Origin of the sequence: Phaeobacter sp. 11ANDIMAR09, assembly GCF_001294455.1 — a bacterium.
GTDB lineage: Bacteria > Pseudomonadota > Alphaproteobacteria > Rhodobacterales > Rhodobacteraceae > Pseudophaeobacter.
Genome location: NZ_LIKT01000008.1, coordinates 1 through 26632, shown reverse-complemented (window position 1 = coordinate 26632; position 26632 = coordinate 1). Strand labels below are relative to the sequence as shown.

Here is a 26632-nt window from a genome sequence, read left to right as displayed (position 1 = left end):
TGGTAAAGGAAATGATGAAGAAACCCCGCAGATATTGCGTTTGATTTTCATCACATGTCTTATTTAGATGCCGCTTAGTTGCCCGGCAGTTTCAGCGTCGTATTGGTTCCGCGCTTTTGGTACTGCAGCTGGCTGTCGCTGATTGCCACAACGGTTCCGCCGTCCAGGCGGTCGCCAACCCGGACTTGGCGGGTTCGCCCGCTTGGCATCAGAACCAGCGCTTGCCGGTTCGAGGGTTTTCCGGATACTCCGATAAGGTTCAAACGCCGCAAATTGATAGCATTCTTGACGGTAGCCTGACGTGCCACCGAGGCGGAACTCGGAATGCTGGGGGTAACGGAGGGGGTGGGAACTGTCGCAACCGCAGCAGGGGTTGCCGCCGCAGCAGCGCGTTGCCGGGTGGCGCGATCCACCAGATTGGCAAAATTCGCTGGCCGTGCCCGCGGTTTGGTGGATGCAGCAATGGCCAGATCACTGACAGGTTGGTTTTCCTGTTCTTCGGTCTTGAGGCTGGCAGGGCGCGCCCGAGGGCGGATCCGCGCCAGTTCCGCGCGGCTCAACCCGCCCAAAAGGGCGCGTTCGGCCTGTTCCACCAAATCAGTGGGTCGGGGACGGGGACGCACCCGCGAAAGTGTGGCCAGGCGGGCGTTTTCAGCTTCGTTTGCAACCTCTTGGGCTGTGGTGCGGGGGGGCGTTTCGGGCGGAACAATGCTGGGGCGCCCAAGGTAGATCATGACTCCATCAGGGTTCAACGTGCCTTCGGGCGTGGCCGTCACCAAACCGCGGGGATCAAGGTCAAAATTGCTGCCTGCCGCTGCGGGAGAGCTGAGCGTATCTGGTGTGGCATCACGGTTGGTTTGCGGAGAAACGGGCAGCGCCACGGCATCCTGCGACAGATCACTGTTGTCAATTGAGGCGATGTAGATGTCATCAAGCGAAACCAGCGCCGGGGCCTCGGCAATTTCGGGGACCTGCTGCCAGATGCCGGTGGCAGCATAGAGAGCGGCTTCACTCAGGGCCTCGTCGGCGGGATTTTGCTCAGCATTTGGCCCTTCTAACGCATCAAGCACGGGCTGGCCCGTGCTTGCATCCAATTGACCGCCTGGTTCTAGGCTTGCGATTTCGGGGTTATCCGCTGAATCACTCAGCTCAACGATACCCGGATCTGCCTGCCCGGGGATTGCGCTCACCTGGGGCGCGATGCCGTCTGGCGCTGGATCAAGCTGGCTTAGCGGAAGAGTGCTAGGATCATTTGGATCTGCAAGACTGGCGGCCGGAGGTTCGGCTTCGATGCGGGGCTCTTCCTCAAGGGAGGCAGGCGGTGGGCCGTCCAGCGGCGCCTCCTCGCCTTGCTCAAGCGGCGGACGCTCGGAGGAGAAGAACAATCCCCCCTCGGAAAAGAGAGCAAAGGCTGCGATTGCGACCATGACCAACACCAGACCGGCTGTCAGGATCAGTCCAAGGAAGCGGGGCTTTTTCTGGCTGGTGGTTGCCTCACCCTTGGGGGCGGTCTCAAGGCTCTTTGCCGGTTTCGCTGCTGCGCCACTGATGGCGACAGGCTTGGCCGGAGCCGCGCCGGGGGCTGGGGGCACGGCAGGGCTGGATGCGGCCGACGAATTGAGGGCCTTTCCTGAAACGGGTGTAGATTGTGTTTCTTTTCCTGCCAAAGTCTTAGCCGTTGCGGGCGGGGCGGGAGCCACAGTGACACCGGGATTTGCCCCGGCTATTGGACTGGGCGCTTCGACGGGCTTGGTCGCAGGCGTCTTTGGGTCGGTCGCGGTGACGCTGGGCGCTGCCTTTGCCTGCTGTTTCTCTACAGCTTTGGGGGGCGCTACCTTGGTATCGGGCTGTTGCGCAGGTTTTGTGGGCGCGACTTTGGCAGGCTGCGCGGCCGCATCCGGCGACCTGCGGCGACGAGTGCTAAAGCCGGCGATGGGGCCGGGTTCTTCGGCATCACTGGCGGCGGATTCACCCTTCGGTTCAATCTCGGCAGGTGCCTTGGGCAAGGCTTCGACTTTGCCGGGGTTTGCCGCGTTGTTCTCAGCAACAGCTGCGTCAACAGCGGGGCTGGCAGGGGGCGTTGGGGCAGCGACGGGCAGGGCTGCCGGGCCAATATCAACCACGGCAATGCCATCGGGGGTCACGTCCCCTTCGCCAAGCGACGAGGCGGTGCCAAAGAAGGGCTCGCCGAGGAAGCCGGTTTCCCCCGGGGTCGCAACAAAAGAGGCGGGGTTAAACCCGTTCTCCAGCGCAAAACTTTCTGCCTCGGCCAGGGTTTCCTGAGCGACAGCTGCGATATGGGTCTGGCTGCCGTCCTCGGACAGATCAAAAGCCAGCTCGGAGACCGGATAGGGGGTGGCCCCTTCCAAAGCAGCTGTTGCCAGACGGTGGCGGCTTTCCAGGTCGGAAATGCCGGTTTCAATGGTCAAATAACGGATCTGATCATTTGGAATGATCAGCTTGCACAGGCCCTTGGGAGCCAGAGTGTCCCCCTTGGCCTTGAGCGCCGCGAGTTCGCTTGCCAGATCCGCAGCCTCAAGCGCAACTGAGCCCACATTGCGCCAGCCTCCGGCTGCACGATGCAGCAGAACAATACCCTCTGCGGAAAGAGAAAGAGCAAACTCCGGTTTCATGATGCGGTCAAACCATCCAAATCTTAAGTGCCCGGACCGCGAGGAGTCCTTTCAGGCTGTCTGGTCAGACCATAAAGCAGGTCTTCGCCGAGTGAAAGGAAAAGAGCGGTTTTTCCCCTTGTCAGCGGCGATCTGCCATCCCCATCTATGTGCAGAGCAAAGGAGCCTCAGCAATGAAAACAAAGACAGTTTTGGTAACCGCCCTGGCGATAGCGCTAACCTTTGGGGCGACGCTTAGGGCCGACACCAGTCCGGAGCGCCAGCTTATTGTCAGCGGAGCGGGGCAGATCGAGATCGCGCCTGATCTGGCAGTGATCACATTGGGTGTCAGCAAGGAGGCCAAGGAGGCAGGCGAAGCCATGGCCCTGGTCTCGGAAGATATGTCTGCCGTTGTGCAGGAATTGCGGGCGGTGGGGATCGCTGCCGAGGATCTGCAGACCCAGCGGATCTCGCTGCATCCGGTTTGGTCTGATGGCGGGTCCTATGGCAGCTCGGGGCAGCGCCGCATCACCGGTTTTGCGGCCTCCAATACCCTAAACCTGCGGGTGCGGGATCTGGATCAGCTGGGCGAGGTGCTTGACCGGGTCCTGCGGGCAGGTGCCAATCAGTTCCAAGGACTGCGCTTTGACGTGGAAGATCACGCGGTTCTGCAAGACCAGATGCGGGTCCGGGCCGTTGCGAATGCGCGTCACAAAGCTGAGCTGCTGGCGGAGGCCGCGGGTGTTACACTGGGTCCGGTGCGCCGCATTACTGATCAGGATCATGGCGGCGGAGCGCCGATGATGGCTCTGGAAATGTCTCGCAGTGATGCCATGCCAATCGAGGCGGGCGCACTGAGCTTTTCGCACACTGTACAGGTCATTTTTGATCTGGTGGTGCCAGAAGCAGAGTAATTGGCCGGGCGTGTAAAGCGACATGTAAGGCCGGGCGATTGCCCGGCCTTTCTTTTTTACTTCATAGGTTTACGTTGCGATGGGCCTTAGCCGCAGGCTTTGGTCAGGGCCTGATCCAGGTCGCGGATCAGGTCGGCAGCATCTTCCAGGCCAATCGAGACGCGAACAACATTGGCGCCTGCTCCGGCAGCTTCCTGCTGTTCGGGAGAGAGCTGGCGGTGGGTGGTGGAGGCGGAATGGATGATCAGCGAACGGGTGTCGCCGAGATTGGCGACATGGCTGAAGATCTCTAGCGAATCCACCAGTTTGATGCAGGCGTCATAGCCGCCCTTCACCGCAAAGGTAAACAAGCCGCTGGTGCCCTTGGGGTAGCAGGCCTGCGCACGGTCATAATAGGGGGAGCTTTCTAGACCCGCGTAGGTCACATAGTCGATGCGCGCGTCCTGTTCGAGCCAATTGGCAAGGGTCATTGCGTTTTCACAGTGACGCTGCATGCGCAGGGACAGGGTTTCGACTCCCATCAAGGTGTAATGCGCCGCTTGCGGGTTCATGGTCATGCCCAGATCACGCAGGCCGATGGCGATGCCGTGGAAGGTGAAGGCGAGGCCGCCAAAGGTCTCGTGGAACTTGAGACCGTGGTAGGCAGGTTCTGGGGCCGAAAGGGAGGGGAATTTGTCGCTGGCGGACCAGTCGAACTTGCCGCTGTCGATCACCACACCGCCCGTAACTGTGCCATTGCCGGTCAGGTATTTGGTGGTGGAATGTACTACCAGGGTCGCGCCCTGTGCGATCGGGTTGCACAGGTAGGGGGTTGCTGTGGTGTTGTCGACGATGAGCGGCACCCCTGCGGTGTCCGCGACATCTGCCAGGGCGCGTACATCCGTTACATAGCCGCCTGGATTGGCGATGGATTCACAAAAGACCGCGCGGGTATTTTCGTCGATGGCTGCGGCAACTGCCTCCAGATCGTCTGTGTCGACAAATTTGGCCGACCAGCCAAAGCGTTTGATGGTCTGGCTGAACTGGGTGACAGTGCCGCCATAGAGCCGGGTCGAGGCAATCACATTGCAACCGGGGCTCATCAGCGGGAACAGGGCCATGATCTGGGCCGCATGACCCGATGAGCAGCAGACCGCGCCAACGCCGCCTTCCAGTGTGGCCAGGCGTTCTTGCAGAACGGCAACCGTGGGGTTGGTCAGGCGGGAGTAGATAAATCCGACTTCCTGCAGGTTGAACAGGGCGGCAGCATGATCAGCATCCCGGAACACATAGCCGGTGGTCTGGTAGATTGGGGTTTGCCGTGCGCCAGTTGCCGGGTCGGGTTTGGCTCCGGCGTGGATTTGCAATGTGTCAAAGCCATAGCTTGGTGCATCAGTCATTTTTTAGTCTCCCTGATCAAAACTGTTGGCAAATGTGTAGGGCAGCTTGCCCGAAGGCACAACGCGGGCGTTGAAATTCGGAACAGCATTGCCAGGGTTTGCGCCTGAAGGGGAAATTGTCCCACGGCGCGGGCGGCGGGAGCTCGCCTTCCATGGCATATGCCGGGCGGGCGCTTGCGACGGGGCTAGCGCATCCACAGGCCTTCGGATTTGATCTTGTTGCGGATGGCCTGCTCGCGTCGGGGCAGGTGGTCCTGATCAAAGAGCGCCCGCACACGGGCGCCGCGGCCCTGATAGACCAGCCGTTTGATCGGCTCATAGGTTTTAAGAACCTTCTTGATCCAGTTCGGAGCTGCAATCTCTTCCAGCAGTGCGATTGCCGCATCGCTTTCGCGGGCATAGAGCAGGGGAAACAGCCGGTAGTGGCAGCTCACTTTCCCATCCAGATAGCCGGCGGGCAGGGTGTCGCGGCCACCGCCAAAGGAATGAATCACCAGCGGCAGGGCAATTTGATCAAGCCAGGGATCCAGGGACTGGCCGACCAGTTCGAGGGGCGGGTCTTTTTGGATCGACTGGGCGTAGACCGCAAAGCGTTTGCCAAAGGCGCGCGGACAGGCCCCGTAAAAAAAGCCTGCGTTGAAATAGAGGTAGCGTTTCCAGAACTCATCGGGCTGGCTCAAATCCAGGGTGGGGTAGATGTCCAGTCCAAACCGCTCGTAGAGGGAGCGCCAGATGTCAGTATACCCAGGCCCATAGAGCGTCGGCTTGGGCCAGGTGCCTTCGCGCCGCAATGAGGCGGAGGGGCGATCAAAGTCAAAAGGGACTGAAGTCAGGTCGCCGGTGATCAGCGTATCGCTGTCAAAAAACACAAAAGGCTCACCTTCGGGCAGGGCCTGCAGGGCTTCGATCTTGTTGCCATAGGGGTAGGACTCGCCAAAAATCTTGTTTTCAAAGGGCAGGATTTCGACGTCAAGCCGGGCCAGGGCCTCCAGCACGCCCGCATTGTGAATGCTGGGGTCTTTGCGCCACCGAGGGCCGGGCTGCGGCACTGCCACAAAGAGGCGTCCCGTGAAACCAGGTGCGCTGTGACGCAGGGAGGCGGCAAAGAGCAGCGCCTCATATTGCAAACGGCCCGTCTGGCCGACGATCACGACGTTGAAAGACTGCTGCGCCATTGCTTTTCCTGTCTTCCGCCTCTTGCGAGCGGTTTGGGCTTGGGTATCTTGGAAGCTATATTCGAAACTGACCTGAGGCAAAAGACAATCCGCTCATCCGGCGGAAACTGGCCCCTGAGGCGCGACTTGTTTGTATCAGTATTTGGGAGGAAATGGTTATGTCGAGAACACTATCAGTTTTGGGGTTTGCGCTGGGCCTGTTGCCCGGCCTGTTGCAGGCAGCGCCCTTTACCACCGCCGCAGAGGTCAAGCCCATCCTGGCCGCCACCAAGGCGAACTGGGTGTCCGTGCGCGAGTATGAAGGGCAGGACCTGCTCTATGTGACCCACCTGTGGTCCTGGCGCTGTGGCTTGGATGGGATGCGCCTCGGGATTAATGGTGCTGCGCCTGTGATCTGGCCGATGCCGCCCTGCCACGAAGATCAGGCCGCGCCCAATGCCATCCTGCCAGAAGATGGTTTGCCCTATGGGGTCTTTCCCCTGGGTTCGGTTCAACAGATCACCATTGAGGTGTTTTATGATGATCGCACCATGGAGGTGCTCAGGGTCGATCGGTCCGGGCAACCGGTTTCACCCTAAGGGGTCAAGCCTCGCCTCTGAAGGGGCAGGCGCAGATCACGGGGAAAGCATCGTGACACCGGGGATGCGCTGAACGGTTTCCATATCTTCTTCGTAAAGGCTGGTGACTGTATCAACCATGGCATCGCTCCAACCGGGCAGGTCGATTTCCTCTTCCAGCTCGTCGTCGCGCACATATTTGTCCAAGAAGGCTGAAAACACCCGTCGCCGGTGCATTTCAGTCATTTCCGGGTGTTGTCCCAGATAGTGGCGCAGCCGCTGCATGCCTTCTCGGGTCATGATGGCGGCGAGCAAATCCATGCCCCCGTCCAGGCGCTGGTTCATTTCTAGACCGGACATCTCGCGGATGATCTGGGCCCAGATCAGGGGCATGTCTTCAAAGCACCAGACCGTGATCGGGACTTCGGGCGCTGCGTTTCGCAACCGTTTCAGAAGGTCGGACCAGCGCAGGCCGTAGGGATCAAGCTCTTGCAAAACCTTCGTTTTTCGGTCCGGGTGAGCGTTTTCAAACAGGCCGGGCAACATGGTCGCCGGATTGCGCAGCCCGATATAGAGTTCGAGCTCATCCTGCGCAAAGAGCTGCCGCAGGGCCAAGAGTCGACCCTCTGCTTCGGGGTAAAATTGGCTACCCCCTAGGGATTGGCGTTGAGAGCCAAAGAAATTGGCGTTGGAGAGAATGACCCTGTCTGCCTGTTCCTCTTCGAGGATGGCATCCCATAAGACATCGCGCGCGTCGGCGGTGGCCTGTCCTTCCTCGAGGGCTGCGATGCAATCTTTGATCAGATATCTGTATTTGCCGGGACCCGGCACAACGGTTCCATGCTGGCGAAACCGGTCTTTGTTGCGCAGCAGGGTTTTGAGCAGGCGGTCTTCTTCGGTTCCGTGAGCGCCGCAATGAAAAATGACTTGCATTGGGTCGCTTATCTCCTGTCAACTTGCGTTCTCTCAGGCTTACTCTGCTGCGCCCCTTAGGTCAAACCGCAAGCTTGGCTGAGGGTCCCAATCACCTGGTGCTCGGGGACGCTGTTGCTCTCCACAACCGTGATGGCGGTTTTCCTAGGGTATCCCACCGCCTATTTTATTACCACCGGCTCTCCACACATGTCGGACCTGTGGATGCTTCTGATCCACAGCTTGGCGATGAACAATCAGTCCCTGAGGATCTGAAGCGCGCAGCCTATCTGGCGCAGTGCTGCCCGCTGGGTGTGCACGTGATCTGCACTCGTAGCTGGTCCGATTTGCAAGTGTTACCTGCATGGGAGGGGGCGGCGCGCTAACTTGAAGTGCGAAGCCTTTGGAAAAGGGTATTTTATCTGGCGAAAGGAAACGACATGGGAGCCGTCTCCAAGCAGTTGAGTATCACGGAACGACGCAGAATAGAACGTTGGAGACACGCTAAAGTCCCTGTCGACGAGGTGGCGCGTGTTTTGAAGCGCTGTAGGTTGACGACATTTTGTGAGTGGAAGCGCAATCATTTCAGCGATGAGAGCATGCCCAAATGCGATGGCTACTTCGGTGTAGCAGTCCAGCTCTCGACAGCTGACTGCCGGGCAAAACAGCGCAGACTGATCAAACATCCTGATTTGTGCAAATGGAATGTTGAACAGCTCAAGAGTGTCTGGAAACCTGAACAGATCGGCAATCGAATGATCCATGAACGCGCGCCTCTCCGGGTCTGCCCGAGCCAAGGCGGGCCAGTATAAGGGGCGCAGCTAACATGGGCATTGCTCTTGGGTGTGATCTGCAAAAGTGAACCGCACTATAGGGGGAAACTCCTAGATTTTGCTTCTTCAGGCAGCGCGGCGATATCTGAAGATTGAGCCTGCCCTCGATCCCAAAGAGCCCAGGTAAATGGCAACTGCAGTTCGAGATTAAATTGAAGGTCTGGCCTGTTTTTCTGAAAGATGAGCCTGTTTTCAGTCTTCCAAGAAGGGCGCGCAAGGAGCGCGGTTTCGCCCGTCCTGCGGGTCGCAATGGTGTTTGCCTCCTGTGCTGCAGAGAAGGCAACCTGCTTTCGGTATTTTATGAAACGCATGAGCCTTTTCTCTCTTGCATACTCCTTTTCCATTCTCTAAATGGTCCCCCAACGGCCCCTATAGCTCAGCTGGTAGAGCAACTGATTTGTAATCAGTAGGTCCGCGGTTCGAGTCCGTGTGGGGGCACCATTTCACATTTTGATGTAATTTTCTCAAAAAACTCAAATATTACAGACACTTGCGGAGTTCGATAACCGTTTTTTCGGTCGTACGCCAATGGGCTAGCAAAGGCCGTTTTTAGGATGGTTTTTCGCACTTCAAGGGTTCCATTTTCATAGATATTCCAAGGGTTTGCGAGGTATGCTCGCAATAGTTCGATAATTTCTCCCAGTGTGCTCTTGGGTTTTGTGTTTTGGGATAGCTTGTCGGTCAGCAAAATCTTGTCCTCTTCCAGCTTTGCGATCTTGTTTTCGAGCGCAGCCATCACCTTCGGATTCGAAGTCTCAACCATGCGTTCAACAAGCGCATCTTGCTGCTTGTCCAACTCTTTGTGCTGACGTTTGATTTCAGCTTTCGCCTGCTTGGCTTGTTCTCCTCGTTGATCCCATGCGTCTTTCAGCATCGACATGGCGATATCGAGAATTTGTTTGCTTGGTTTGAGCGAGCGCAGGATTGCTTCGAACCCCGTGTCGATTTTCTCGGCGCGAATACTTTTGCGATATTCGGAACAATCGCGGGTCTGACAATTGAAGTATGGATAGCGCTTCCCAGTAGCGCTTCTCGACCAATTGGCCGTCATCGGCTTGTCGCAGCAAGCACAGACAACTGCCCCACGTAACGGGAAGTCTTCGCTGATATCAGGACGCTTGGCGGCAACGCCTTTGCTGTTCCGACGCGCCTGAATGGTCTCGTATGTTTCCAGTGAGATCAACGCTTCATGATGGCCCTTGCGGCGTGTGATGCCCCAAGGCTCATGCTCGATATACCCAGCATAGATCACGCGGTTCAGCATATCTGTCACCTTCTGTTGGCGGATTTGCCCGTTGGGTAGGTCTTTAGGGAACTCAGGTTGAGCTTCAAGAAAACGTTTGATATCAGCCTGCCCAGAGAACCGACCAGAGGCGTATCCCTCCAACGCCTCTTTCACGATGGAGGCAATCGGTTCATCGCAGGTGAGCAGTTTGCCGTGTGATCCCGTCTTCTTGTATTTGTAACCCACAGGTGCGGAGAAGACGGAATAGCCATTCATCATCCGCCCTTTCATCCGATTGGAGGTTTGTTCGGCATTCTTCTCGCGTTGGTGCTGTGCCACTGATGCCAGCATGTGTTCGACAAGACGTGAGTCACTGTCCTCACCAAATTCAATCGAGGGGCTTTCCAAAATGCCCCCCGCATCAGCCAGAGTTTCACGCAGTTTGATATGCGCCTGAACATTACGCGCAAAACGGCTGATATCGTCGATGATGACAACAACGCTGTCTTTGGGATGCAGGCGCAAAAATGCTAGCATCCGATCCATTGCGGGGCGGCGTTCAAACTTGCCCGACATGTCATCCTGAAATACCTCGACCACGTCGTAATCTTTGTAGGTGGCGTATTCACGACAACGGTTTTCCTGAGACGCGAGGCCATCACCCTCACGTACCTGCTTCGCCCCAGAGACACGGCAATAGATCACCGCCTTGCTTGGTCTTGTTTTGCTTATTCCTGCCATTGGCCCTCCTCAGCACGGGTCTGTGCCCATTCACTATTTAATAAGGATACCAAATCAGTGGAATCCTGTTCCAATGCTTCCTGATCTTCTCCACAGATTTGCGTGGTGGGTTTCAGATCATAGCCCAGATCGACAAACATCACGACAATCGACCATAGGGTTTCGATCAGTTCTTTCTGGTCATCCAACGGCATATCGCTGTCTTCCAGCATGGCGGCGTAAACCTCCCAGTCAACAGAGAGGCTGGGGCGTGTGGGCGTATTGTTTTTATCAGGCGAACAGGTCATGCACGCGCTCCTTTCTTCAAATAGATTTTTGGAAAATGTGTGTCCTACGTCGCCAATTGTTCGGGGCGCACGTGTGGAACGAATATAGAACATACAACCACATTTTCCTGCGATCACGCAAGGAAAATTCACAAATGATCCTATGCGCTTAACCTGTCACTAGCATGGCAAGGCTGTGGCTATCTCGGGTGTTCAGGGGGTGAATACGGGTGTAGGAATATGTGCCTAGTGAAAATCAGGTGCGTGTTGTGGTAATATTGATTTATGAAAAATAAAATATCTCTACTATTTTCGGCATTGGCAGTTTCAGCATCATTATATGCAATGAAGGATTCCAACGTTTCTAATGACAGCAACCTCATTATATCGTCTGGCAGTTCTGCTTCGAAAGTGCGATCTGATAAGGAAATCTTAATGCAATCTGGCATTTGGTTTTGTGAATGCGCACCCGATGAGCAAGTTGCTTCTAGCTCTCAAAAATCTCCACACGGCCCCCAAATGCCATAGTCGATCCGGCATAGGTTAGACTCGGCTTTAGATCCAATATGTGCGTATTAAGACGCATGTCATTTGATCCAAAGAATAAGGCTGACAAGGCAAAGCTCTATCCTGTGCTCAAAGCACTGGCCGACCTTGATCCGCGCAAAACACCAGAATTGATTATGGATGACGCTGTGGGTTATCCCGTGGCGCGCGGGCAGGACTATGTCCGTAACATGCGCCGAGGTGAAATCGCGGTCACCTATGCCACTTTGATCCATCAATGGCTTACAGAGCATCATTTCGAATTAGCACGCCGCCTTGCGCCCGAGATATTCCCAGAGACACCAGAGCAACGCTGGCAAGCCATCGTTGACGAACGGGCTATATCAGATCGTTTCCGTCTTGTGCTTGTTCTCGTGACAATGGGCATTGTCGAGCGCGAAAGTCATTTGAAGCCAGCCGATACGATCATTCGACTTGGCGAGCGATTTTGCTTTGAGTTAGATGGTGAGGCAGATGGTTATGCCATCGCCATGCAGAGTGTAAGAGGCCAATGGCACAACATCCCGCTTGGCCCAAACGGTAGGATCAGCGCACCAATTCAATCAGGCCAGAACCGATTACCAATAATGCAAGATGGCAAACTTGATCCGTTGAGAGAAAACAACGATGAGGGAGTGCACGAATTCATACTGATCACAGCACAAACCGCTGACTTCCCATCCAGTCTCACAAACCTCATCAGTTGGGCTGCTGACAGCCAGTGCAAGTTGCATCGCGTTACGGTCAAGTTTGTGGCCTAATTATTGGTGGATCAATTTATCCTTAGGCTGTCGATGGCGCCAAATTACGCTTAGAATAGAACTAGGTGAGTGGAAATTATCAATGCGTCACAACAAAATTCATGCACAAACAATAGAACTCCTGCTGTCATCAATAACAATGACAATGGGCGATGACGGGGCAAAGGCATCCTTCTTTTATGGAAGGCCAGGAACTCCGCATTGGGACAGGAGAATGGGAGCAGATATATACTATCATTTTGTTGAATTGAAGCTCGCGTCTCTGTTCGTGCGAAGCAACGGTCCATCATATCTGCGCGCGCTTGCGATCAGCGACATTACGAGTAAGCTGCAGGATTTTATTTCTAGTAACTTCTGGTATTTAGGCGATGAAACTTTTGCAAAATTCCGTGATGAACCACTCAATCAGTGGATTTCTGAAGCAACTAAAGACAACCTTGCAGATGCCCTTTCAAGAGATGTTCTGTTTGCTCCAAAAATTGAACTGAACTTATTTCCACTAATTCCTGTCGTGGTGCGTAACGTTTTTGAAGGAGATCAATTCAGTCTTTCTCCAGCATCTTCGGGGAATTGCTTTGGGATCAAGGATGAACACATTGTAAAACACCTTGATGCGACACGGTTCCCTCCAGAGAAAAGCTTCAAAGGACCTTTACGAAGGCCGCAGTCTTGGTTGAGTGTTTTCTCTGCAGACAAAAAAGAGGCGTTAAAAGTTAGATCATCAATTCTTGGGGCTATCGCATTGACCAGTCTTCCCAAGCACAGGCATTTGTTCTCAGGGCGAGAAGTTTTTGGTGGTCAGTGTACTCTTGGAGATGACGGCCTCTCATATTCCTTCGAACCAAATCATACACCTCCATGCATGTATGACATCGTTATCTCAAAGTCAGATGCGCAATGGCTGCAGATATTGTCAAAAAAGATAAATGATCCAGCCAAAGACGTACGGCGTCAAATGATTGGTTTGGAATATTTTTTCAAAGCTTGGGACAATGCTCCTTCTGACCGATTTCCTATATTGTGCATGGTTCTAGAGGCGTTGTATGGCGACCCACAGAACGCCACCCAAGCGATCGTGGACGGTGTCCAACAAACTTTAGGGGCGCAAATTTCAAACGCTCGTTTGCGAGTGATACTACAGTTGCGTGGCTCTGTTGTTCATGGTCGTGCTCCCGACGTTTATGATTCCAGCAAGTATCCAAAATATTATAAAAAATATAAAGCAGACCCAATTTCTGATCTGGAACTTATCGCCGCTGCATGCCTTAGAAAAACTGTTTTTGATGATAAATTACTCGTTCATGTCGATCCGAACGCAGATATCATCAAAGAAGCCCAAGCAGCAGGGCGATTGCCGAGAAGGCTAAATAACCAGTCCATCTTGAGCGAATAACTCTTTGATCCGCTCATTGACAACCACCAGATCAGCCCATTGTTTCGCACCCGATGTGCGCAAGCCTTTGAACGCAGATACGTTGCCCATCTTAGCAGTTCCCACATCACAGAAGAAGTCAGAAGCTTCACCCAGATCGTTGCAGATACTGTCAGCTCCAGCAACGCGGGCTAAATTCACTACATCAAAGAATGAGGGGATAACGACCTCTCGATTGAAAGCACTTTGCTCTTCGTTCGAAGGAATATCGTTAGGATCAACGTTCGCAGCACCATTCAGTACAGCTTTGCGTTGAGCTAAGATTAATGGCATTTCCGTCACATGCCCCAATAGTTGAAAAATTCGTGTGGCAGCTTTGGGATGGGAAGAGTGTGCTTCAACTAGCTTGGCGTCCTCGCGCTCAATCAACATTATCATCGCCGCTATGGCAGCAATTCGTGCGCGCAGGCTAGGCCATTCATCGGTAGAATATGCATCCAGAACTAGATCGATCGCATCATGGTCAGCTTGTAGCTCAAGGCAAGGCTCAACCATTGGCTTGATTGTAGCGTCTAAATCATCGAAAATACTGGTCTTACTTACACCGCGAGATGTTAGAGCAAGGCGTTTCCCACGTGCTGTTTCGCTAAGGAATGTGCGGCCAACGATATCGAAGTGGCCTAGCACAAAGTGTTGCATTTCATGAAGCATCAACCATCCCAATGACATTTGGACGGCATCTGTCTTTTCAACTAACAATGGCGAGTGGACACCCAAAATGAAATTACTCTCGCTAAGTGCGTCATTCCACAGCGTCGTGATGGCAGGTAGGACACCACCACCGACATGGATTTTCAATCCACCTTCTTCTCGTTCTGCCAATGCCCAAAAATCAACATCGTCGTGAAGATCGAGACGGGGAATGACAGGAAAAGGAATGCCCGTCAGTTCGGAAAACTGAGCGAGTGCTAAATGTAGGGATTTTCGAAGATATTCGATTTTCAATTCCCTTTTGGTGCAGTCATAAATTCCGCCGAACACAAGCACATCAACCAACATATAGAGTTCAAGATGGCTCTATTTAGAAGTTCTGACGTGGGTCACATCAATAAGTGATCAGGGTGCAAAATATTATGAGAAAACTTCCATCATATCTTTTTCCAAATCTCCAATTTCTTTTGAAATGCACTTCCTAAATAGCTTGTCCAACTCGGCCCCTTCTAGGGTCTCAATTTCTTCCAGTGATTTCTGCGGCAGGAGAATGCCAATTTCCGCTCGTTTTTGCGCATCGTCAAACTGATCGAAATTCAAAAAGTATTTTGAATCTTCATAGTTGAAGCGAATTTCGTGATATGCACGTGTGAAAGTCTTTAAGCGTTCACGGTCAGCCGGATCGAGTACTTTTTTTGCTTGTTGTGACACGAAAGCGTCTAGACGCTTCAGCTGTTGTGTGTTGTTTGATTGAGCAAAGAAGAACAGCCATCCGACTCTTCTACCGTCAAAAATGCAACCTGATATACGAAGGTTCATTCTCCACAAGATTGGTCCCTTGTTGGAACGATACTTCATAGCGGAAAACAACTTCATCAAATTGCTAAACATCTTTTTGTAGGATGAACTTCGAACTTCAATTTTGCTCTGGCAAAAGTGATACCCAAGATAGTCGATCCCCTCCGCCAACGAAACGAGAATACTCTTGCTACCACTTCCTACAGGGTGGCACTTAATCTTTCGCTTCGATTTTAGAAGCACTGGTATTTCCGTAGAGAGACGTTTTGCAGTTGAATAGTCGGCTAAAACGAGCATGTCATCGACGAAGCGAAAATACTCAATTGATTTATCGGTTTCGAACTTTTTATCCATCTCGCTTAGGTAGAGAGATGCCAAAATGTTCGAAATACTCAGCCCCTGTGGAACACCTGTGATTGGGACGCTGCCCGAACCAGAATGGCTACCAGTTGGAGTCTTAATAGCATCTTCTACTAACTTTAAAAGTTGCTTCTGCCGAATTGTTCTCCTCAAGATCCGCATGAGAATCTTGTGATCAATTGAAGGGTAGAAATTTTGAATGTCCAGCCTCAAATAGTAGTTTGACGCGGGCTTTGCGGCTGAAGTTCTATGGATTCTCTTAATGTAATGATGGGGCGGCTGCGAAACATGCTCGGGATATATTTCGGCGAGTAGTTCTGAGAGAAATTTCAAAACTAGTTTGTCTCGGACAGTGGGGATTGAAATTTGACGAGGGTTTTTTCCAGCACCTTTTGAAATTAATTTCTCACGATAGGACGTATATTTGTAAGTTCCTGAACTCACCTTCCTCAGAATAATGGCGATTTCATTGTCGATATCGTTACCAAACCTCTCAACACGAATACCGTCTTTTCCAACTGCCGCTCCACTTTCGATGAACTGCGCGTGAAGGTCGAGAAGATGAGCCTTGGTTAGGCGCAAATGGAAACGCTTGGCGGGCTTCAAGTTTACCAAATCCAAAAAATTGAGCCTATACTAGCGACCACGACTGCTATCGGCAGGATCACCAGTAATAAGTGGTGTATTGCCCAGCGAACTAACATCCAAAATGACCACGAAATCGGGGTGCCAGTCGGGCTATGCATATTCTTTTTGTTGGGAAAGGTTCTACCAATAACCAAGCTTTCGTAGTCTGTGTCAGAGTGATTTGGGTACGACGACAAAATATCATGGTACTGTTGTAGAAGTTCTGAGGCGTTTTCGTTGCTATCATGTAATCTCTGCAATCGCAGGTAACACTCACGATGCAGTGTAGCGATCTCGCCAAATTTGAAGCCAAATACAATTATTGACGCTGCAAGAATGAACACCGAATAAACTACTGTGTAGGCATCGAGGGGCACTTCCGCTGGAAGTAAGTCCCGTAACAGGGTAATCGCTATGACGATGATGGATAGCATTGAAAGTGCTAAATGGGATATGACGTCATACCTTCGAAATCGACGTTCAGCATAAATTCGAGATTTGCATGTTATCCAAATACGATCTTTCACTTCAATATTCTCTTCAGTCATCTTCGTCAAAATTCTTTCTCCAAATAGGCGTGTGCGGGACAAGATGTTCTAAGGATTATCCCCTCCGAAGAAGGTAGTGATGAAGTAAACTTCACCGCTCGAATGTAAACACTCGCGTACCTAAGTTCAGCCCTTTCGAGCTAGCAGCATAGCTGCTCCCCCGCACACTCGCCCAAGGTGCCTAACTGATTGAGTTTTGTCTACCAATAGTTGTTGCATAGCATACGAATGTAGTCGCATGAGTTACACGCCAATAAGATCACCCTCAATCGACAGAACCTGCGAATTGTGTTTCAGATGACACCAAACGCTGAGATCCCTGCGGCCATCGTACAGCACTAAGTCGTGCTGCGAGATGTGGGTCAAATGACCCGTTGGCGCTGCGACCCTATGGGCACCTTACAGCACTAAGATGTGCTGCGAGATGTGGGTCTATGACCCATTTACGCTGCGATCCCTTCGGACACCTTCCGCCAATAAGTGATGGCGCGAGATGTGTGTCAGATGACACTAGACGCTGCGATCCATGCGGACAACTTCCAGCATTAAGGAATGCTGCAAGATGTGTGTGGTAGTACCACACGATCTTGACAAGGGGGCTGCTGCGCTCCCCCGTTGTATCCCCCGAAGCTGATGGCCGAGATTGGCATTGAGCCAGTCACGACCATGCAAACATATCTGTGTTTGATCCCTCGTTGGGGAGATGTCATCTCTCCCCAACACCCCATAGATCAACCCTGCGCGGATTGAATGCCGTCAGCGTATCGGCGCTGAACCCGACCAAAGGGCGTATCGTCGCCCCTTGTGACCCACTCGCAGGATTTGGAGAACTAACCTCGCCACCTGCACCAAACCATGCACAATCTTATGGTGATTGATCGCCATTTGAGAAAAGCTAGCCTTCGCTGCTTCAAACGGGAACCAACTAGGAGCTATTTCTACATCCCAATTAGTGTGTTACCCTGAATGTCAGGAGCAGCTTGGCGACATGGTTAAAGGTGCGAGTCGCATCTGCCTATTACGGAACCACTTGCTACGTGTGTCTGGCTGCTCCAACTGAAAGTTCTTGGAAATGGCATTTGATTACGATTTACGGCGAGTGAAGACAAAAGATCAGCTTCTCACTTACATTGGCTTGGAAGATATTTTCTTCACAAATGCGTCGGATTTTGACGTGCACAAGTATGAGGCTCGTTTGGCCGAGCCACTGGTTGAAATGGGTATTGCGCAGCTCCATTTTTCACCGTTTTATAAACATGAAATACCCAAACGTAATCCTAAGCGAGGAAGCCGAGTTGTATGGGAAGCTAGCGGCCATTTGAACAACGCTCTTAAGAGCCTCGCTAGACGCCTGACTCTGTTTTTCGAAATGATCATTTCCAATTTCCCTCACCCTCACAATTGTGGTTACGTTCGGGGGCGAAATACTCGAGATAATGCTCAATTTCATATTGGAGCAAAGTACATATTGAAATCGGATATTGAGAACTATTTTCCCTCAATATCACTCAGGCGATTGATTTCGTTCTTCGAAAGTTTAGGTGTAAACTCGGGTATTGCGATGCAACTTTCTCACTTTCTGTGTATTGATCAAAAACTGCCTCTTGGGCTTCCGACGAGCCCGATAATTGCAAATGCTATCAGTCACTTTATGGACATTGATCTCAATGGTTTGGCTGATAAGTATAAAGCAGTTTACAGTAGATATGCCGATGATTTGACATTCTCATCCAATGGCAACCTTCCTCAAGTGTCAGAAGTTTCGGAGATCGTTGCACGACACAAATTTCAGCTTAGTTCAGACAAGACTAAATACAGCACGCGAGGTCAAAACCACTATGTGACTGGACTCAGTGTTTCGGAAGAAAACGCGCCTCATGCGCCAAGAAAGATGAAACTTGCCTTGAGGCAAGAACTCTATTTTTCAAAGAAATATGGACTGAATGATCATTTAGATCATTTAGGAATAAGTGATTCATATCAGCGACAAAGCTATATTAATCATCTCGATGGTCGCGTGAAATATGTAGCCTTTCAGGAGCCTCGTTTGGCCTCCAAGATTGGCCCACTTTGGCAAGAAGTTTTGGAAGATAGCGGCGAGGCGGTTAACTATTCCCCAAAAAATCAACACCAAACGTCTTTTCAGTTCTATGTAGATGAAACAGAATTCACGCTAGACGGCGAAAAATACTTAGCCCTCGGAATTAGTGCTAGTCAACATCAAGAACAGCTTAACAACGTAACAAAAAGAATTTGGGAAGACTATATAGCGAACCCATGGTCCGATGGAGACCTCGACGCAATTACAAAAAACGGAATTCACTTTACAGATACGACTGAAGATTTGCGTAGAACCTACTTGACTGCGTTACAGCCGCTGCCGTTTACAGGTTACATAGTCTTTGGGAAATTAGGCGTGGACTACCAAGGCTGCTATCTGAGTCTATTGAAAACAGTTTTGAAACGTCGCTTGATGGCTGCCGAAAGTCGAGGAGCCTATTTCTATTTCGAGCAAACAAGCAAGGTTACAAAAAGTGCTATAACCGAAACCGTGAAGGCTGCGTGGTCAGAACTCAAAAACGACAACAATCGGCACCCAGAGTTTGTAGCCACTGAGATCGTAGACAAGAGTTATTTCGGCATTGCAGTCCCAGACTTTATGTTGGCCGTTTTTCGTAGATATCTGATGGCAGATTCAAAGGATAAGCAATATCGACGCAAAGTGAATATGTTTGAGATGCTACGGGATAAAATTCGCGTAATCGTCAACGCAGATACAGGTGAGGAGTTCGGGCGACGTAACCCGATCCGTAATCTAGATATCGAAAACACATAATTTTTCTGAAAGCTCTTTGCTGGATACCCCCATGACAACTAGGGCGGCTGCCCCCACGCGGATCAAAGGGTGGGTCCTCGCCATGCTCTGTTCGCGGTGCTGCACCTGTGCGTGGCTCTGGTCCTGCCTTCGGCACCTTTGATCCTTGCACCCCCGCTCCTCGGCGGAAGCCAGACGGTTGCATGCGCAACCCGTCAGAACAAAGAAGAGGAGACAAGACAATGCCGCAACTACACGCCCAACCGTATGATATTTCCGCCAATGGTTTCTATTTTGAGAGCCTTGAAGACTATGCCAAAAAGGCGAACAGCAACCTCAATGACTACGGCGATCCCGTCGAAGAATACGAAATTCAGTTCATTGATGGGGATCATATTGACTGTGATTTGGCTAAAGCGTGGGGGATAAATCAAGCCAACATCGGGCAGTATTTTGAGGCCTGTGAAATCTGGGGCGATCACGGGAAAACGGTGTTTGTCGTTGCTGTTGGAGAGGCAGGATACAGCTTTGATCCTGATAGCGTTTCACCATCGGATTTTGACGTTGATATCTATCACGTGGACAGCATGAAGGAACTGGCGGAGCAGTTTGTTGATGAAGGCCTGTTCGGTGAAATTCCAGAGCATCTGGCCAACTACATCGACATGGACGCCATCGCCTATGATCTGGCTATGGATTACACCGAGACAGAAGTTGCAGGGGGAAAACTGATCTATCGGGCGGCATGACGCTGCCCGATAGCAATCAATTCACAAGCCGATGGCTTGCATCGCATGATTGCCCATTGCCTAAGCGCGTGAGGTGCGGAGCGTAAATGTAGCGCTTCCCATCTACGTTGGACACGATAACGCTAGAATACGAGCCATTATTTACAAACATTTCCAGCAACTGAACGCAGTCCCCATGCAGCAGACGTGCACTGGCTGTTGAATTCGAAGAGCGCGGACGGTTTTCGATCACGGCAAATTCACCCGATACGAAATGCGTCGGTGTGAAATTAGCCATCTGAGTTTCGAGGCGTTCAATGGTTGCCGCTTGTGATTGACGAACCATGTGCTTTCCAATTTGCTTGCCATTTGCGCCAACTACGTTGACCAGAACAACAAGCCCCGCTGCGATAAGCCAAGACAGCTTTTCTGGGGCAATGAGTGTTGGAACGGCGATCAAACCACCAGCGATGGGCGTAAACCAAAACAGCACGAAAAATGTTAATCCGTCGAGGGCGTTGAACATCCAATACCAGAGGCACAGCGTTAGCAATACCGCAGTTGTGAAGAATACACCAAAGCTGGATTTACCGTCTCGGCTGGGCGCTAGATCTGAGGTGCTCAGGGACATTTTCGAAACTCCGAGACGCGCGAAGCTCAAAAGGGTTCCCTTTTGATAGAGATGCCACATCACGCCAGCAAAGTCACCCAACCCTTGTTTTCCACAGGAAATTTCTAAGGCTGATTACGCTGAAACCGTTCACCCAAGCGGGCTTGAAAAGGGAACCCTTTTTGCAACGGAGAAACGGCCATGAAACCCAATTGTGAGAAGAATTTTGCCTGCTACGATCAAGGCATGAACGAAGACACAAAACCCAAGGGGCGCAAGATCGGCTATGTTCGCGTATCCGACAAAGACCAAAGCGAAAACTTGCAAATCGATGCCCTAAAAGCGGCAGGATGCAAGGTGATTTATGGGGATCACGGCGTCTCTGGCGCGATCACAAAACGATGTGGTTTGGATGATATGCTCGACAGCCTTGAAGCGGGCGACACGCTGGTCGTCTGGAAGTTAGATAGACTGGGACGATCAACCATCCACTTGCTTCAATTACTCAGCGACTTGAGAGATCGTAGTGTGGACTTTCAGGCTATCACTCAGGGGATCGACACCACGACAGCCGTTGGGCGCATGCTCTATGGACAGCTTGCAGTCTTTGCCGAATATGAACGCAGCCTAATATCCGAACGCACCAAGGCTGGTATGGCCGCAGCTAAAGCACGCGGCGTACATGTGGGTAGGCCTAAATTGTCAAAAACCATGGATAAAGCCTTGGATGAGCTTGAACAGTTTGAAGTTCGCTAAATAGGTTTTCCTTTCTTTATGCGATCTTCAATATAATCTACGCAACCCTCTGGCTCTTTCCAAGGCGGTACGAGCTCGCCTCGATGGAACCGTTTGCATTCGTCTGCCCAAAGAACAACTTCAATGTTTTCGCTAAAATTTAATTGAGGGGCCCGCACCTCGTCGGCGCCTTTAATCCAAGCTTCCATGTCGAAGCCTTGTTCAACACACCAGTCATAGTACCGCCAGCTATAGCGTGGTATGACTGCTATCTCTTCAATACCGAAGCAGTTCTTAAGTTTGCGCCCAATTAATTCACTTCCGTGAGTAAGTCTTGTATTTTGATGTTTCACCACAATAAATTACTACTTTTTCACTTTAAATGCAAAGTGTTATAGGTCCAGATCATTGTCTGGATCTTGCCCGCGATCTGGATTTTCCACTTCCTGCTCTGTCCGGTTATATTCTTCACGTTTTTCCATCACGATCTGCTTTTCAAGAAAGGTCGAAGGTGGCTTTTTCCATTCTCCGTCATCAAAATGCGCTTTGATGTTTTTGGGATCACGCTCGCCTGCGACAAGGGTTAGGCGCGAAATGCGCCCACCCTCCAAACCCTTTTCGCTTGGTTCATCCTCAATCCTCATTTGAATTAAATAGCCATGCTCTGTGTCTTCGAGAGATAAATCATGACCATGTAGATCAATAGGGGTTTCCTCAGCTTGATGCTCTGGGTTTGAAGGCAAGTCGCGCTGAACGCCAATATGCCCAGTTGGTGCAAGTTCAGGCTCAAATAAGATTAAGTACTCTTTTGGGGTCAGTTTTCGCCCAACATTGCCTTTTTCAGCAACGACTTTTTCTTCATCAAACACCTCTTGGTTAAACTCGGTGCTCAGAACCTTGTTTTTTGGATCGTCACTCATGGCTTTGTTCCTCGTTCAAAACTTCTTCTACGGATGCAGGAGTTATGGTCGCCTCTTGATCATGGAGATTGACGCCGAGTGCTTTCAAACGCTCGTTCTCAAACCAGTAGTGTTTAATGCCTATGATCGGGTGCACATTTTCCATCAGAATAATCTGTAAGCGGTCGGTCATACGCATCAGTTCATCGGGGAAGGCCAACTTACGCTGGGTTAGTGCGGCGTTTGATGTTGTTGTGCTGGTACTCGTACCGCTTTGCCCTTGCTGACCAAAAGCCTGACCGACAGCATGTGACAACGCAGTACTAAGATTCCAAACGGTCTGCTCCCCGCACAGTGAAGAGAAATATTCAGCGGTTCTTTGATCTGTTGAACCGAAGTAATTCACCATGCCAGCGTTGGCGATGAACGACTGCCAACCTTTGTCGTAGATACGTTCCAACTGGCTCACATCTTGAACAATGGCCCAAAGCTGCATCCCAAATCCCGCCATGAGGCCATAGGCTTGCTCGACCATGCTCAGACGGCCAAGCGCTGCAAATTCATCCAAGATGAACAACACTGGTTTCTCTGGCTTAGTCTGGATATTTCGAGCATTTACCGTGATGGCTTGCTGCACAAGGAGGCGAAGCCAGCGGCTAAATGTGTTCAAGCGATCAGCAGGAAGAACCAAGTAGATTGTCATTGGCTTAGTTTTCAAATCCTCGAACTTGAAGCTAGAGATCTTCATATTTTCACGAAGGTACTCACTGTCCAAGAAATGGGTCTGTGCCTGAGCCGAAGCTAGAACATTTGATAGGAGTTTGTCTTCCTTTTGCAAACAGCGGTTGCCCGTGCTGGCAATCATGTGATGATCTGATTTTGCCATTTTGGCAAAAATCTTGTTCAGCTCATCTTTGCCAGACACCAAAATCTCTCTGACCCGCCCAAGATGCCTCTGACCGTCTTCCTCAGCATCAGAGGCAACATATAGCAGCAGACCTTGCAGCAGGGCCTTGGCTTCTTCGTTCCAGAAACTGTCATTGTGGTTTTCAGCCATCACGAGAGCGTCAGCCAAGATCATCGAGTTTTCGGTGATTTCGTTGTCTGTCGGATCGAGCCAGTCCAGCGGGTTAAACGACGATGTTTCGATACCATCGGCTTCGACAATGCCCCATGGGTCAACCACGTGAACTTCGAATCCTGCATCTTTTCTGGCTTTGGCGGTGATCATCGCATTTTCGCCCTTAGGGTCGATAACGACGACTGATCCAGCGTAAGAAAGCAGGTTTGGAATGATCTGACTGGTACCTTTGCCAGATCGAGTTGGAGCGACAGTCAGCAGGTGCCGATCTCCGTTGTATTCAATTGAGCTAAGCTCTTCGCCTTTTGCAAATTCACCGATGTAGAGGCCACCGTTTTCCAAAAAACCTGATTCCTCCATATCTTTCGAGGTGGCCCAACGGCTGGACCCGAAAGTATCGGGCATTTTCATGATGGACGAAACAGAAGAACGCGCCCAGAAAAATACGCCAACGAAGAAACCGACAACGGCAAATATCCAAGCGGCGCTCCATCCAAGAACGCCGTTGTTGAAAATCGCGACCAATCCAAAAAGCCCAGCAACGATGAAGAAACCGATACGGCGTAGCTCTCGACTGCGTGGTGAAATCAACCAACCGATACCAAAGCCCAGTCCAACGCAAATCACGACAAAGAAGAGCCGAGCAAGCGTTAAGCCCATAGCCTGTTGTCGTTCATAACCGTTGTCAGCAAAAAGGCTTTGTGCCGACGCCTGATCAGCTATGCAAAAAAGCGCGAACGTCAATGTGACGCACGCGTAGATTACTTGATATTGACGAGACATAAATTCCCCCGAAATGTTTAAATTGAAAGATCAGGTCCGCGATTGCGGGACCGTTCGAATTGGTGTGATTGTGATTGATTAACCTTGAGCGCCTGTCTGATTTTCTGAGCGACCAAGCTGCGTTCCTTCATGTGTTTGTATCGGATTTTTTGAAACTCTCGCTGCAAAGAACGCCGCTCCTTGATTTGTTCCACGACCATGAAGTCACGTTGTTTCTGGTCACGTTGTGCGGCCTTGCGGGCATCCATCTCGTTTTGCTGCCGAATGGATTTTCCTTTGCCAGTGAGACGGTCAAACAGGCCACGTAGGCCTTTGTTCAACAGATCAGAGCGAGCTTTGGTTTCTTCGGCCCAACGCTTGTCTTGCCCAATATCGAGCTTCTGGCGTTCATCATGGTGTGCTGTGTTCATGTCCCGCAGCTCGTCTCGCAGAGGATCAAGATCACTGTTTTGGCGGTCTTTGATCTGACCGATATAGCCGCGCATCTGATCCGACACCTTGGATCGAATATTGGATTGTGTTTCATCAACTGATGGTAGGCTTTTTGGCGAACCAAGCTTGGCGTTCACGTCTTTGGCTTTGAGGCTCGTCCATTTGGCGATGGAGTGAACATTGCCATCAACATCGAGGGCGACAAATCCACGCCGATCACCACGCGCTAAAAAATACCCACGATCTTCGAGGGCGTTTTTGAAACCTATCTGACGGTCACAACGTTCCCATGCCTGTTGGAAAGCCTGTTTGATCTCACGCGGATCAAGCCCTTGGCGTTTGGCCTGTTGCCATTCTTCTAGTGTGAAGTTCAGGGGTGATTTGTTCCCATAGGTCGCCAGACCATCAGGCAATTGCCACCCATGATCCAAAAACAGATCGCGGGACAAATCCCGCAGCTTGTTTTTGAAATGGGGCAGATTGATCGCTTTCATTTCATCAGCATCGATACGTGACCACACCACATGCGCGTGGCGACGGCCTTCTTTCTCATGCATGACAATTGCACGGGGCTGATCATTCAGTCCCAGTTGTTGTTCTGCGCGGTCTGCTGCCTCAAGGAAGTCTTGTTCGGTGGCGATGTGATCTGTTGGTGGGTTCAAACTGAGGGAGAACATAAACTGCTTACATTGTGTTGCCTTGGAAATTGCGTGCATCTCGGCGAGTGCACCATGAAGTTGATTGCTTGAAAAATCTCGCAACTCTAAGCATGACACATGATCATTGTCACGATCATTCATCAGATGATCAGCCAATGCCTTTGCACCTGATCTTTGCGAACCTTTGAGGATCATGATTTTACCCCCAAAGCGTCCATCAATGTCGCCCGCATCCACGCCACTTCGGCCACGGCACGTTTGAGGTCTTCTTCCAGTTCTGGATCAACGACCAGCGTGCCTTGGTTCAGGTGTTTGGCAATCTGGTTGAGGTTGCTTGCCTGTCGTGTTTGTCCAAGCCGCGCCAAAACCTCAGCCAAGAGCTGTTGCTCCGCAACAGGTGGTTTGCGCCGCTTCCGATATTTGGGAGCTTCAGCGGCAAAAACCACGGACTTGATATATGACGACAGCGGCATTGCCCCAGCTTGAACTTCAAGCTGATAGCGTTCCTCTGGGGTTAGTCTTAATGAAAACGGCGCGAGGCGGCTCATGGGCGTGGCCCTCGCAAGATATTCTTGTCATCTTTGAGGATATCGTTCCAACGCTCAAGCTCTTGAAATACTTCTTCAAAATCGAGTTTATCTTCATCGTCAGATGAGTTTGAACAAACTCCATCTGACCGCACCATTTATCATTGAAATTACAGTATTTTCATGGTGTTAGTGGTCATACCACTACACAAACGCTACACATTTTGTGGTGGCGTACATGAGGATCGCCTTGGATTTACCGCATCTCAAACCCGCTACAGCAACAGCAAATGCCAAGTATCGCAGGCGAGTCCCTGAAGATCTTCGAGGGGTATTTGGAAAAAGTGCTGTGGAGTGGTCTCTTGGTACAAAAGATCCCGCCGAAATCTATGAAGCTTGGAAGGTTGCTCACGCCAAGTATGAAGCAATGTCTGGTAGACGCTCAAAGGTTTCCACCGAACAAATCAGATGTGAGATCGCTCAGAAGGCGGCAATTGAGCATGGCCTTGCGACCCCCCGAGACAAACGTATCGGGCCCGTTGATTTAGAGCTTGAACAAGGAAAGTATCAGGACTTCACTGATGCGGTCCGCAAGGAAGCCGAGAAACTGTCGTCTCAGCAATTGGGAGCAAAGTTCGCGAACAATCCAGCTCCCTCAAGTTTTGACGTGCTTTTGGAGGCGAAGCTCAAAGGGATAGAGCGCCCTCCAGTGACCCTAAGAGACGCTGCTGACAACTATCTGAAGGACCGAGAGGCCCGAAACTTATAGGGATATTTCAAAGCAGGTTGGTCTTGTTCTGAATGGGATTGAAGAGGCTATAGGCTTAGAGAACCCTTCCCTTGAAGCGCTGTCCTTTGACCACGCCTATGCTTACCGGGATAGTCTGAGAGACAAGGGAAATGCGATCTCGACAATTGAGCGCCGCATGAACACCGTGAACGCCGTGCTGAACCATAGCAAAAAACGCTTCAGGCTTACCGCGTGGGAAAACCCTTTTGACGGTATCGAACTGACCTGCCCCCCGA

General features: G+C 51.3%; 24 protein-coding genes and 1 tRNA gene. 10 read left to right on the top strand and 15 right to left on the bottom strand.

Features of this window, described 5'->3' with window-relative positions:
- Window positions 1-74 precede the first annotated feature (74 nt).
- The gene (locus AN476_RS08705) at window positions 75-2633 is read right to left on the bottom strand and encodes a hypothetical protein (protein WP_054460833.1); all 2559 of its coding nucleotides are present in this window, start codon (window positions 2631-2633) and stop codon (window positions 75-77) included.
- 173 nt (window positions 2634-2806) lie between these two features.
- On the opposite strand from AN476_RS08705, the gene AN476_RS08700 reads away from it, so the two are divergent.
- The gene (locus AN476_RS08700) at window positions 2807-3526 is read left to right on the top strand and encodes an SIMPL domain-containing protein (protein WP_054460832.1); all 720 of its coding nucleotides are present in this window, start codon (window positions 2807-2809) and stop codon (window positions 3524-3526) included.
- A gap of 86 nt (window positions 3527-3612) precedes the next feature.
- On the opposite strand, the gene AN476_RS08695 is transcribed toward AN476_RS08700, so the two are convergent.
- Together AN476_RS08695 and AN476_RS08690 are read right to left on the bottom strand one after the other, a co-directional pair.
- Window positions 3613-4905, bottom strand: coding sequence for an O-acetylhomoserine aminocarboxypropyltransferase/cysteine synthase family protein (locus tag AN476_RS08695; RefSeq protein ID WP_054460829.1), 1293 nt, complete (start codon window positions 4903-4905; stop codon window positions 3613-3615).
- A gap of 185 nt (window positions 4906-5090) precedes the next feature.
- Window positions 5091-6080, bottom strand: a complete 990-nt coding sequence (locus tag AN476_RS08690) for a hypothetical protein (protein ID WP_054460827.1) — start codon at window positions 6078-6080, stop codon at window positions 5091-5093.
- Window positions 6081-6238: 158 nt separating this feature from the next.
- On the opposite strand from AN476_RS08690, the gene AN476_RS08685 reads away from it, so the two are divergent.
- Window positions 6239-6658 carry a hypothetical protein gene (locus tag AN476_RS08685; protein ID WP_054460825.1) on the top strand — a complete coding sequence of 140 codons (420 nt, stop codon included), beginning with the start codon at window positions 6239-6241 and terminating at the stop codon, window positions 6656-6658.
- A 36-nt stretch (window positions 6659-6694) separates the two neighbouring features.
- Here AN476_RS08685 and AN476_RS08680 read toward each other — a convergent pair whose 3' ends face one another.
- Window positions 6695-7570 (bottom strand): hypothetical protein, encoded by an 876-nt coding sequence (locus AN476_RS08680; RefSeq protein ID WP_054460822.1) that lies wholly within the window; start codon window positions 7568-7570, stop codon window positions 6695-6697.
- Between the two features lie 419 nt (window positions 7571-7989).
- On the opposite strand from AN476_RS08680, the gene AN476_RS23540 reads away from it, so the two are divergent.
- Window positions 7990-8361, top strand: coding sequence for a helix-turn-helix domain-containing protein (locus tag AN476_RS23540; RefSeq protein ID WP_157063718.1), 372 nt, complete (start codon window positions 7990-7992; stop codon window positions 8359-8361).
- A gap of 56 nt (window positions 8362-8417) precedes the next feature.
- On the opposite strand, the gene AN476_RS08670 is transcribed toward AN476_RS23540, so the two are convergent.
- The gene (locus tag AN476_RS08670; RefSeq protein ID WP_054460819.1) at window positions 8418-8726 is read right to left on the bottom strand and encodes a hypothetical protein; all 309 of its coding nucleotides are present in this window, start codon (window positions 8724-8726) and stop codon (window positions 8418-8420) included.
- 21 nt (window positions 8727-8747) lie between these two features.
- Between AN476_RS08670 and AN476_RS08665 the strand changes: the two genes are divergently transcribed.
- Window positions 8748-8823 (top strand) — tRNA-Thr (locus AN476_RS08665).
- Here AN476_RS08665 and AN476_RS22385 read toward each other — a convergent pair.
- Both AN476_RS22385 and AN476_RS08660 read right to left on the bottom strand, forming a co-directional pair.
- Window positions 8786-10348: a recombinase family protein gene (locus tag AN476_RS22385; protein WP_083464304.1), complete on the bottom strand. Its 1563-nt coding sequence runs from the start codon at window positions 10346-10348 to the stop codon at window positions 8786-8788. The genes AN476_RS08665 and AN476_RS22385 overlap by 38 nt on opposite strands.
- Window positions 10336-10635: a hypothetical protein gene (locus tag AN476_RS08660; RefSeq protein ID WP_054460816.1), complete on the bottom strand. Its 300-nt coding sequence runs from the start codon at window positions 10633-10635 to the stop codon at window positions 10336-10338. Before AN476_RS08660 ends, AN476_RS22385 begins: the two co-directional genes overlap by 13 nt.
- Window positions 10636-11198: 563 nt before the next feature.
- Between AN476_RS08660 and AN476_RS08655 the strand changes: the two genes are divergently transcribed.
- Entirely contained in the window at window positions 11199-11921 is a 723-nt protein-coding gene (locus tag AN476_RS08655; RefSeq protein WP_054460815.1) for a hypothetical protein, read from the top strand.
- 82 nt (window positions 11922-12003) lie between these two features.
- Window positions 12004-13314: a hypothetical protein gene (locus tag AN476_RS22845; protein ID WP_157063717.1), complete on the top strand. Its 1311-nt coding sequence runs from the start codon at window positions 12004-12006 to the stop codon at window positions 13312-13314.
- On the opposite strand, the gene AN476_RS08645 is transcribed toward AN476_RS22845, so the two are convergent.
- From AN476_RS08645 to AN476_RS23535, 3 genes are all read right to left on the bottom strand, one after another.
- Window positions 13285-14352, bottom strand: a complete 1068-nt coding sequence (locus AN476_RS08645) for a hypothetical protein (RefSeq protein ID WP_054460811.1) — start codon at window positions 14350-14352, stop codon at window positions 13285-13287. The two genes, AN476_RS22845 and AN476_RS08645, sit on opposite strands and share 30 nt — an antisense overlap.
- Window positions 14353-14424: 72 nt before the next feature.
- A complete protein-coding gene (locus AN476_RS08640) occupies window positions 14425-15783 on the bottom strand; it encodes a reverse transcriptase domain-containing protein (RefSeq protein ID WP_083464292.1) in 1359 nt (452 codons plus the stop codon).
- Window positions 15771-16337 carry an SLATT domain-containing protein gene (locus tag AN476_RS23535; protein WP_083464290.1) on the bottom strand — a complete coding sequence of 189 codons (567 nt, stop codon included), beginning with the start codon at window positions 16335-16337 and terminating at the stop codon, window positions 15771-15773. Before AN476_RS23535 ends, AN476_RS08640 begins: the two co-directional genes overlap by 13 nt.
- Before the next feature lie 1072 nt (window positions 16338-17409).
- Here AN476_RS23535 and AN476_RS08630 point away from each other — a divergent pair.
- On the top strand, window positions 17410-19173 hold the full coding sequence (locus AN476_RS08630) for a reverse transcriptase family protein (protein ID WP_054460806.1): 1764 nt from the start codon (window positions 17410-17412) through the stop codon (window positions 19171-19173).
- 221 nt (window positions 19174-19394) lie between these two features.
- Complete coding sequence (locus AN476_RS08625; protein ID WP_054460804.1) at window positions 19395-19901, top strand: antirestriction protein ArdA; 507 nt, start codon at window positions 19395-19397, stop codon at window positions 19899-19901.
- A 16-nt stretch (window positions 19902-19917) separates the two neighbouring features.
- Here AN476_RS08625 and AN476_RS08620 read toward each other — a convergent pair whose 3' ends face one another.
- A complete protein-coding gene (locus AN476_RS08620; protein ID WP_054460801.1) occupies window positions 19918-20592 on the bottom strand; it encodes a hypothetical protein in 675 nt (224 codons plus the stop codon).
- Between the two features lie 99 nt (window positions 20593-20691).
- On the opposite strand from AN476_RS08620, the gene AN476_RS08615 reads away from it, so the two are divergent.
- Entirely contained in the window at window positions 20692-21246 is a 555-nt protein-coding gene (locus tag AN476_RS08615) for a recombinase family protein (protein ID WP_054460799.1), read from the top strand.
- 371 nt (window positions 21247-21617) lie between these two features.
- Here the strand turns inward: AN476_RS08615 and AN476_RS08610 are convergent, their stop codons facing one another.
- The 4 genes from AN476_RS08610 to AN476_RS08595 are packed head-to-tail and all read right to left on the bottom strand — an operon-like array spanning window position 21618 to window position 25627.
- Window positions 21618-22145 (bottom strand): hypothetical protein, encoded by a 528-nt coding sequence (locus AN476_RS08610; protein ID WP_054460797.1) that lies wholly within the window; start codon window positions 22143-22145, stop codon window positions 21618-21620.
- Window positions 22138-23988, bottom strand: a complete 1851-nt coding sequence (locus AN476_RS08605) for a type IV secretory system conjugative DNA transfer family protein (protein ID WP_083464289.1) — start codon at window positions 23986-23988, stop codon at window positions 22138-22140. The genes AN476_RS08610 and AN476_RS08605 overlap by 8 nt, the downstream gene beginning before the upstream one ends.
- 17 nt (window positions 23989-24005) lie before the next feature.
- Complete coding sequence (locus AN476_RS08600; protein ID WP_054460793.1) at window positions 24006-25274, bottom strand: relaxase/mobilization nuclease domain-containing protein; 1269 nt, start codon at window positions 25272-25274, stop codon at window positions 24006-24008.
- The gene (locus AN476_RS08595; RefSeq protein ID WP_054460790.1) at window positions 25271-25627 is read right to left on the bottom strand and encodes a hypothetical protein; all 357 of its coding nucleotides are present in this window, start codon (window positions 25625-25627) and stop codon (window positions 25271-25273) included. Before AN476_RS08595 ends, AN476_RS08600 begins: the two co-directional genes overlap by 4 nt.
- 217 nt (window positions 25628-25844) lie before the next feature.
- Here AN476_RS08595 and AN476_RS08590 point away from each other — a divergent pair, with 217 nt between their 5' ends.
- Window positions 25845-26375: a DUF6538 domain-containing protein gene (locus tag AN476_RS08590; RefSeq protein WP_157063715.1), complete on the top strand. Its 531-nt coding sequence runs from the start codon at window positions 25845-25847 to the stop codon at window positions 26373-26375.
- The last annotated feature ends 257 nt before the right edge of the window (window positions 26376-26632 follow it).

What these genes read in the sequence shown, in the direction of transcription:
- AN476_RS08625 (WP_054460804.1), top strand. Translation starts at nt 19,395, where the DNA reads ATGCCGCAACTACACGCCCAACCGTATGATATTTCCGCCAATGGTTTC.
- AN476_RS08695 (WP_054460829.1), bottom strand. Translation starts at nt 4,905, where the DNA reads ATGACTGATGCACCAAGCTATGGCTTTGACACATTGCAAATCCACGCC.
- AN476_RS08600 (WP_054460793.1), bottom strand. Translation starts at nt 25,274, where the DNA reads ATGATCCTCAAAGGTTCGCAAAGATCAGGTGCAAAGGCATTGGCTGAT.
- AN476_RS08590 (WP_157063715.1), top strand. Translation starts at nt 25,845, where the DNA reads ATGAGGATCGCCTTGGATTTACCGCATCTCAAACCCGCTACAGCAACA.
- AN476_RS08655 (WP_054460815.1), top strand. Translation starts at nt 11,199, where the DNA reads ATGTCATTTGATCCAAAGAATAAGGCTGACAAGGCAAAGCTCTATCCT.
- AN476_RS08660 (WP_054460816.1), bottom strand. Translation starts at nt 10,635, where the DNA reads ATGACCTGTTCGCCTGATAAAAACAATACGCCCACACGCCCCAGCCTC.
- AN476_RS22385 (WP_083464304.1), bottom strand. Translation starts at nt 10,348, where the DNA reads ATGGCAGGAATAAGCAAAACAAGACCAAGCAAGGCGGTGATCTATTGC.
- AN476_RS08645 (WP_054460811.1), bottom strand. Translation starts at nt 14,352, where the DNA reads ATGTTGGTTGATGTGCTTGTGTTCGGCGGAATTTATGACTGCACCAAA.
- AN476_RS08615 (WP_054460799.1), top strand. Translation starts at nt 20,692, where the DNA reads ATGAAACCCAATTGTGAGAAGAATTTTGCCTGCTACGATCAAGGCATG.
- AN476_RS08610 (WP_054460797.1), bottom strand. Translation starts at nt 22,145, where the DNA reads ATGAGTGACGATCCAAAAAACAAGGTTCTGAGCACCGAGTTTAACCAA.
- AN476_RS23535 (WP_083464290.1), bottom strand. Translation starts at nt 16,337, where the DNA reads ATGACTGAAGAGAATATTGAAGTGAAAGATCGTATTTGGATAACATGC.
- AN476_RS23540 (WP_157063718.1), top strand. Translation starts at nt 7,990, where the DNA reads ATGGGAGCCGTCTCCAAGCAGTTGAGTATCACGGAACGACGCAGAATA.
- AN476_RS08670 (WP_054460819.1), bottom strand. Translation starts at nt 8,726, where the DNA reads ATGGAAAAGGAGTATGCAAGAGAGAAAAGGCTCATGCGTTTCATAAAA.
- AN476_RS08685 (WP_054460825.1), top strand. Translation starts at nt 6,239, where the DNA reads ATGTCGAGAACACTATCAGTTTTGGGGTTTGCGCTGGGCCTGTTGCCC.
- AN476_RS08690 (WP_054460827.1), bottom strand. Translation starts at nt 6,080, where the DNA reads ATGGCGCAGCAGTCTTTCAACGTCGTGATCGTCGGCCAGACGGGCCGT.
- AN476_RS08680 (WP_054460822.1), bottom strand. Translation starts at nt 7,570, where the DNA reads ATGCAAGTCATTTTTCATTGCGGCGCTCACGGAACCGAAGAAGACCGC.
- AN476_RS08705 (WP_054460833.1), bottom strand. Translation starts at nt 2,633, where the DNA reads ATGAAACCGGAGTTTGCTCTTTCTCTTTCCGCAGAGGGTATTGTTCTG.
- AN476_RS08700 (WP_054460832.1), top strand. Translation starts at nt 2,807, where the DNA reads ATGAAAACAAAGACAGTTTTGGTAACCGCCCTGGCGATAGCGCTAACC.
- AN476_RS08605 (WP_083464289.1), bottom strand. Translation starts at nt 23,988, where the DNA reads ATGTCTCGTCAATATCAAGTAATCTACGCGTGCGTCACATTGACGTTC.
- AN476_RS08595 (WP_054460790.1), bottom strand. Translation starts at nt 25,627, where the DNA reads ATGAGCCGCCTCGCGCCGTTTTCATTAAGACTAACCCCAGAGGAACGC.
- AN476_RS08630 (WP_054460806.1), top strand. Translation starts at nt 17,410, where the DNA reads ATGGCATTTGATTACGATTTACGGCGAGTGAAGACAAAAGATCAGCTT.
- AN476_RS22845 (WP_157063717.1), top strand. Translation starts at nt 12,004, where the DNA reads ATGCGTCACAACAAAATTCATGCACAAACAATAGAACTCCTGCTGTCA.